This window comes from Mesorhizobium sp. M7D.F.Ca.US.004.03.1.1 (assembly GCF_003998635.1).
GTDB classification, from domain to species: Bacteria; Pseudomonadota; Alphaproteobacteria; order Rhizobiales; family Rhizobiaceae; genus Mesorhizobium; species Mesorhizobium loti.
The window spans coordinates 1-3,184 of the sequence record NZ_RZQG01000690.1 but is presented as its reverse complement, the minus strand read 5'-3'; the positions used below and the strand labels follow the sequence as shown (position 1 = coordinate 3,184).

The following is a 3,184-nucleotide window of genomic DNA, read 5'->3' as shown; positions in this document are numbered from 1 at the left end:
GTCCCTACGCGCCCGGCTATCGCATCCCCACCGACCTTTTACTTAAGGCCTATGCCTCGGGCGTCTTCCCGATGGCCGAAAGCGCCGGCGACCCGGAGGTGTTCTGGGTGCGCCCAGAGACGCGCGGCATCATTCCACTCGATGGTTTTCACGCGCCGAAAAGCCTGAAGAAAACGATCAAGAAGCACCCTTTCGACATCCGTTTCGATTTCGATTTCGAAGCCACGATCGACGGTTGCGCGGAAAAACGTGCGGAACGGCGGTCGACCTGGATCAACGCGCCGATCCGCGAAGCCTATGTCGAACTGCATCGGATAGGGCATTGCCATTCGGTCGAGGCGTGGCGCGAGGACCGGCTGGTCGGCGGTCTCTATGGCGTATCGCTTGGCCGGGTGTTTTTTGGCGAAAGCATGTTCGCCAGGGAGACGGACGCCTCCAAGACCTGCCTTTTCTATCTCGTCGAGCGGTTGAAGGCACGCGGCTTTGCTCTGCTTGATACGCAGTTTACCACCGAGCACCTCAAGCGCTTCGGCGCGATCGACGTGCCGCGCGGCAAATACGAGAAGATGCTGGCCGACGCACTGAAGGGCGAGGCCGTATTCTACCCCTGACGATTGAGCCCCTTATTTCCCGGCAGCGGCTTCCATCGGCGTATGCGCATGGAACATCATCTTCCAGCCATTGACGCGATGGACATAGCCGGTGCTGACCAGGGCCGCGTAGGGTTCGCCGTTCTCCCGCGTGGCATGCGCCTCGTAGGTCAGCATGACAATGTCGCTGCCCGGCTCGATGATACCCTTGAGGTCGATCTTCAGGTCCCGCCAACGGTTGGGCCTGGTTGCGGTCTTGGCGAGATCAGCATTGTCCATCGCCTTGGCCATCTGCGGAAATGCCACCAGGCATTCGGTGTCGGCATTGGCCGCATAGTAGGCCGCGTCGCCCGTCCAGAACCCCTTTTCGAGCTCCAGCAACTCTTTCTTGCCGGCGGTGATCCGCTTGCTGTCTGACATCGGAAAATCCTCCCTACGCATAAATGCACGGTCGTCAGGCCCAACGCATGGTGGCCAGGACGGTTCCGAAGGATCAGTTGGAGTCGGTCGTATCGGGTTCCGAAGCGTCCGGCTCAGCCACATCAGGCTCGGTCACGTCTGGAGTGGCTGCGGGCTTCGGTTTGGCTGCGGCAGGCTTGGGTGCCTCGGCTTTGGTTGCGTCGGCCTTGGCGCCGTCGGGCGCCGGCACATCCGACTTCTGCTTGCATTCCTTCAGCCAGACGTCATAGACGGCATGTTCGACGGCGTTGAGGCCGGGGCTTTCGGCAAACATCCAGCCGGTGAAGATGCGGCGGATCTTGCGGTCGAGCGTGATCTCGTCGACCTCGACGAAGGAATCCGTCTTCGGCTCCTCGGTCTGCGGCCGCGAATAGCAGACGCGCGGCGTCACCTGCAAAGCACCGAACTGTACGGTCTCGTCGATATAGACATCGAAGGTGATGATGCGGCCGGTGATCTTGTCGATGCCGGCAAACTCGGCGACGGGATTGGTGACCCGGTTCGCTCCCGCGGGCGGCGCCGGCGCCGGCGCGGCGGGTTCAGGCGAAGCCGCGAGGGCCGCGGTGCTGACGGCAAGGCCGGCGGCTACCATCAGGCCGCCCATCGATGTCAGGCTGAAAAAGCTCATATAGGGGTACCGGTGGTTCGCGCCCGGGTGATTCTGTCGATCGCCAAGGCTAGTCGCCGTTTTCTGATCAGCAAGCAGCTAAACACCAATTGTGGCGATAAAGGACCGGCTTGCACCTTGCGCCGTTACAAGTCGGGGCCGTTACGACCCGGGCGTCCAGGCGTCATAGTCGCCGGTGACCTGCGGGCGGTGCTGATTGGTCAGTACCGAACCCTTCGGACGATAGGCTGCCGGAGTGCCGGTCAGATTGGGCTGATGCGACTTCTGCCAGTCGCGCGGCTTGTAGTCTTCGCCGGACGGCGCGACGTCGACACGGTGATGTATCCAGCCGTGCCAGCCAGGCGGTATCGCTGAGGCTTCCGAATAGTTGCGGTAGATGACCCAGCGGCGCGTGCGGCCTTCCGAATCGATGCCGCCCTCATAATAGATGTTGCCCGTCTCGTCCTGGCCGACCCTCTTGCCATGCCGCCAGGTGTGCAGGCGCGTTCCCAGCGTCTGGCTGTTCCACCAGGTGAAAAACTGCGTAAGGAAAGTCTTCATCACAAAACCCTCGCGCCGACGGCGCCCGTTTCCTGCTTATGGCGTCAGGCCTTGCCGAAGGCAAGGCTTTTGCCACGTGGAGCGCGCAAATGGCTTGCCGGAAACCCGATACAAGCCTGTGATCTTTCCGGGCGACAGGATGGGCGCTTGCCAAGCCTTTGCGGTCTTTCTAAAGCTCTGCGCGCCCATGCGGGCATCCAGCCCGGCTTGAGGCCGAAGGAGGTGACGATTGGCCACGGAATTGCCGACCACCGATATCCGCATCAGCACTGAGGCGATTCGCCGCCGCAAGGCCGGCACGCCGATTGTCTGCCTGACCGCCTACACCTACCCCGTCGCCCGTCTGCTCGACGACCATGTCGACCTGCTTCTGGTCGGCGACAGTGTCGCCATGGTCCTGCATGGCCACAAGACGACGCTGGGCGCCTCGCTGGAGATGATGATCGCGCATGGCCAGGCGGTGATGCGCGGCTCGGCCAGGGCCTGCGTCGTCGTCGACCTGCCGGCTGGCACCTATGAGGCTTCGGCGACACAAGCCGTTGCCTCGGCGCGGCGGGTCATCGACGAAACCGGCTGCCAGGCGGTGAAGCTCGAAGGCGGCGTCGACATGACCAGCCAGATCGCGGCCATCGTCGCCGCTGGCATTCCGGTGATGGGACATATCGGCCTGCAGCCGCAATCGGTCGAGAAGGACGGCGGCTACAAGATCAAGGGCCGCACCGAGGAGGCTGTCGCGGCTTTGCTTCGCGATGCGCTTGCCGTCGAGAACGCCGGGGCTTTCTCGGTGGTCATCGAAGGCACGGTCGAGGCCGTCGCCGCCGATATCACCCGCCGCATCGCCATTCCAACCATCGGCATCGGCGCCAGCGGCGACTGCGACGGCCAGATCCTGGTCATCGACGACATGGTCGGGCTCACCGTCGACCGCGTGCCGAAATTCGTCAAGGAATATGCCGATCTGCGCAGC

At 62.9% G+C, this 3,184-nt stretch carries 5 protein-coding genes; 2 read left to right on the top strand and 3 right to left on the bottom strand.

From position 1 onward, the window contains the following. Positions 1 to 611: leucyl/phenylalanyl-tRNA--protein transferase (gene aat / locus EN935_RS28095; RefSeq protein ID WP_127373844.1), on the top strand; the 611-nt coding region annotated here is incomplete at its 5' end. A gap of 12 nt (positions 612 to 623) precedes the next feature. On the opposite strand, the gene EN935_RS28090 is transcribed toward aat, so the two are convergent. From EN935_RS28090 to EN935_RS28080, 3 genes are all read right to left on the bottom strand, one after another. Next, on the bottom strand, positions 624 to 1,010 hold the full coding sequence (locus tag EN935_RS28090; protein ID WP_109671762.1) for a hypothetical protein: 387 nt from the start codon (positions 1,008 to 1,010) through the stop codon (positions 624 to 626). 73 nt (positions 1,011 to 1,083) lie between these two features. Then, a complete protein-coding gene (locus EN935_RS28085) occupies positions 1,084 to 1,677 on the bottom strand; it encodes a DUF2155 domain-containing protein (protein WP_164757747.1) in 594 nt (197 codons plus the stop codon). A gap of 141 nt (positions 1,678 to 1,818) precedes the next feature. Next, a complete protein-coding gene (locus EN935_RS28080; RefSeq protein ID WP_109671704.1) occupies positions 1,819 to 2,217 on the bottom strand; it encodes an NADH:ubiquinone oxidoreductase subunit NDUFA12 in 399 nt (132 codons plus the stop codon). A gap of 241 nt (positions 2,218 to 2,458) precedes the next feature. On the opposite strand from EN935_RS28080, the gene panB reads away from it, so the two are divergent. Continuing rightward, a partial coding sequence (gene panB / locus EN935_RS28075) for a 3-methyl-2-oxobutanoate hydroxymethyltransferase (RefSeq protein ID WP_245489067.1) occupies positions 2,459 to 3,184 on the top strand: 726 nt, incomplete at its 3' end.

Coding starts and splice junctions, on each gene's coding strand:
- EN935_RS28090 (WP_109671762.1), bottom strand. CDS start 1,010: ATGTCAGACAGCAAGCGGATCACCGCCGGCAAGAAAGAGTTGCTGGAG.
- EN935_RS28085 (WP_164757747.1), bottom strand. CDS start 1,677: ATGAGCTTTTTCAGCCTGACATCGATGGGCGGCCTGATGGTAGCCGCC.
- EN935_RS28080 (WP_109671704.1), bottom strand. CDS start 2,217: ATGAAGACTTTCCTTACGCAGTTTTTCACCTGGTGGAACAGCCAGACG.